Origin of the sequence: Aquimixticola soesokkakensis (assembly GCF_900172375.1) — a bacterium.
In the GTDB taxonomy this organism is placed as follows: Bacteria; Pseudomonadota; Alphaproteobacteria; order Rhodobacterales; family Rhodobacteraceae; genus Aquimixticola; species Aquimixticola soesokkakensis.
Window position 1 is genome coordinate 1 of record NZ_FWFS01000022.1, and the last position, 2,361, is coordinate 2,361.

The 2,361-nt window shown below is 59.1% G+C and carries 4 pseudogenes; all 4 read right to left on the bottom strand.

Features of this window, described 5'->3' with window-relative positions:
* A pseudogene (locus tag AQS8620_RS17260) lies at positions 1-583 on the bottom strand (transposase); the annotation flags it as partial.
* Positions 584-645: 62 nt separating this feature from the next.
* Positions 646-888: pseudogene (locus tag AQS8620_RS16710) on the bottom strand (IS3 family transposase); the annotation flags it as partial.
* Between the two features lie 32 nt (positions 889-920).
* Positions 921-2,175, bottom strand: a pseudogene (locus AQS8620_RS16715) (IS256 family transposase).
* Positions 2,176-2,234: 59 nt separating this feature from the next.
* Positions 2,235-2,361, bottom strand: a pseudogene (locus AQS8620_RS16720) (IS3 family transposase); the annotation flags it as partial.

Here is a 2,361-nt window from a genome sequence, read left to right on the forward strand (position 1 = left end):
CCAACTTGAAGACCCAGTTCCTTCAATTCCTGCGTCATGCGCGGACGGCCATAGCTGCCCAAGCTGAGCCGATGTTGTTCGCGGATATATGCCAGAAGGATCATGTCACGACGCTGGCGATGTGAGGACGGCCTGCGACGCCACGCCCGTAGCCCACGATCTGAAACCTTCATCATGCGGCACAGATACGCACGTGAAAGATCTCCGCGATACTCCGCAATGAATTGAAATCTCATTGGGTCGGGCATGCCCTCGGACCAATGGCGGTCATGCCCTCCATGGCTCGCGAAGAAACCTCTCGGGACATTCTTTCAGAATGCCCTGCCGGTCAGTGGATTGCCGCCTTTTTTAACACCTCCCTCTCCTCCCGCAGAATACGGTTCTCTTTGCGCAAGCGCTCGTTCTCGCGGCGCAACTCCGCGTCCTCAGCTGCTGTTGGATCTGTCGAGTACTCTCGCATCCACTTGCCCAAGGTCGAAAAACCAACCCCAAGGTCCGACGCAACCTGTCGCCGAGTCAGGCCGCTGTGCGTCGCGATCCGAACCGCCTCGCGCTTGAAGTCTTCACTATGTTTGGGTGCCATATCCGGTCTCCTTCAAAGCGAGCATTGCTCGCAGAAAACCGGAACGGAAGTGATGCAAGTCCATGACGACGTCTCGGATTGTAGAAACGTTCGATATAATCGAACACATCCGCACGGGCCTGATCACGGGTCCGGTAGACTTTGCGCTTCACGCGTTCGATTTTGAGGCAAGAGAAGAAGCTTTCCGCCGCAGCGTTGTCCCAGACATTGCCCGACCGGCTCATCGAGCAGGTGACACCATTGTTCGCCATCAGCCTCTGGAACGGTTCACTGGTATATTGGCTGCCCTGATCGGAATGATGGAGACTGAGCGGAATTTTGTGCCTGACGCGTTTAGTTAGGCCATTGGGAAGCGATCTTCGAACAGCGCTGAGCGGAACGCCACGGGTTCGAGAGACGCGAAGCGCGCGAGCTGGCTTCTGACTGCATACCATTCGCGTACCGAACGCTTCCACTCGTTTGATGTAGCATTGAGTGCGAGATAGATCAATTTCGCGGCTGCGTCGTCGCTAGGGAAGTTGCCTCGGGTTCTGACGGCTCGGCGGATTTTTGAGTTCAGGGCCTCAATGGCATGCGTGGTGTAAATCAGCCTGCGCACTTCGGGGGGGTAATCGAGGAATGGGATGACCTCGTTCCAGGCCCGTCGCCAGCTTGGCGCGATCGCTGGATACCGTTTTGCCAGATCCCTGTCCTCGAACTCGGTCAGAGCCATTTCCGCCGCGCAAGCGTCTACGGCTGTGTAGATCGCCTTGAGGGCGGCGGCGACGGCCTTGCGGTCCTTGTAGCTGGCGAAGTTCATGGAATGGCGCAACAGGTGGACGATGCAGGTCTGTATCCGTGTCTGGGGAAAGGCCGCCTCGATGGCCTGTGGAAAACCCTTCAGCCCGTCCACGACGGCGATGAGGATGTCCTGGACGCCACGGTTGCGCAGATCGCTGAGAACCTTGGCCCAGAACGTCGCGCGTGCCGTCCGGCAGCACCGCGAGGGCCACGAAGACCGCCTTGTTCGAGATCGCCCCATCGCTGCGGATATTGACCCGGATCGCGTCCATGAAAACGATCGGATAGCAGGGTTCCAGAGGGCGGTTTTGCCAGGCGGTGACCTCCTCCATCACCGCGTCGGTGATCGCGCAAATCAGGCTCGGCGAGGCCTCGACGCCATAGATTTCCTCGATATGCCCGTCCGCCATGGGCCTCGAACCATGGCGGCTCCATAGCGAACTCTCGCGGGTGGTCATGCCGCGGGCATACATGCTGATGATCTTGCGGTCGAACTCGGGGAGGCGCTGATATTTAGCGATCAGCACCGGATCGAAGGTGCCGTTCCGATCGCGGGGAATGTCCAGAACCACCTTGCCGCTGTCCGTCGTCACCGTCTTCTGGCTGCTGCCGTTGCGCCGGTTGGCAGTCTGGTTGCGCCCCTCGGGGACATCATCGGCGCGCTCTTCATCGAGATGGACGTCCATCTCTGTGCTCAGCGCACGCTCCGCCAACGCTTTGGTCAGTTCCGCCCAAATGCCGGTTTGGCCAAACAGGTCACCGGGTGCACGTCCTTCCATCAGCCGCTCCGGCAGGTCTTTGTCGATGCTCATACGTGGATCTCCTCTTCGAGCAGTTACCACGTCAGCGCACAAAATTCACGTTAGTCCCGGCGCATCAGGCGCTCGATGCCATGCAGACCACAATCAAAGCCTTCTGCGAGGACGTCATGCCAGACGCGCCTTGCGCCATAGGTCCGATCAGATCGCACAAAGCTTGCACGCACCACAGCGCCCAGC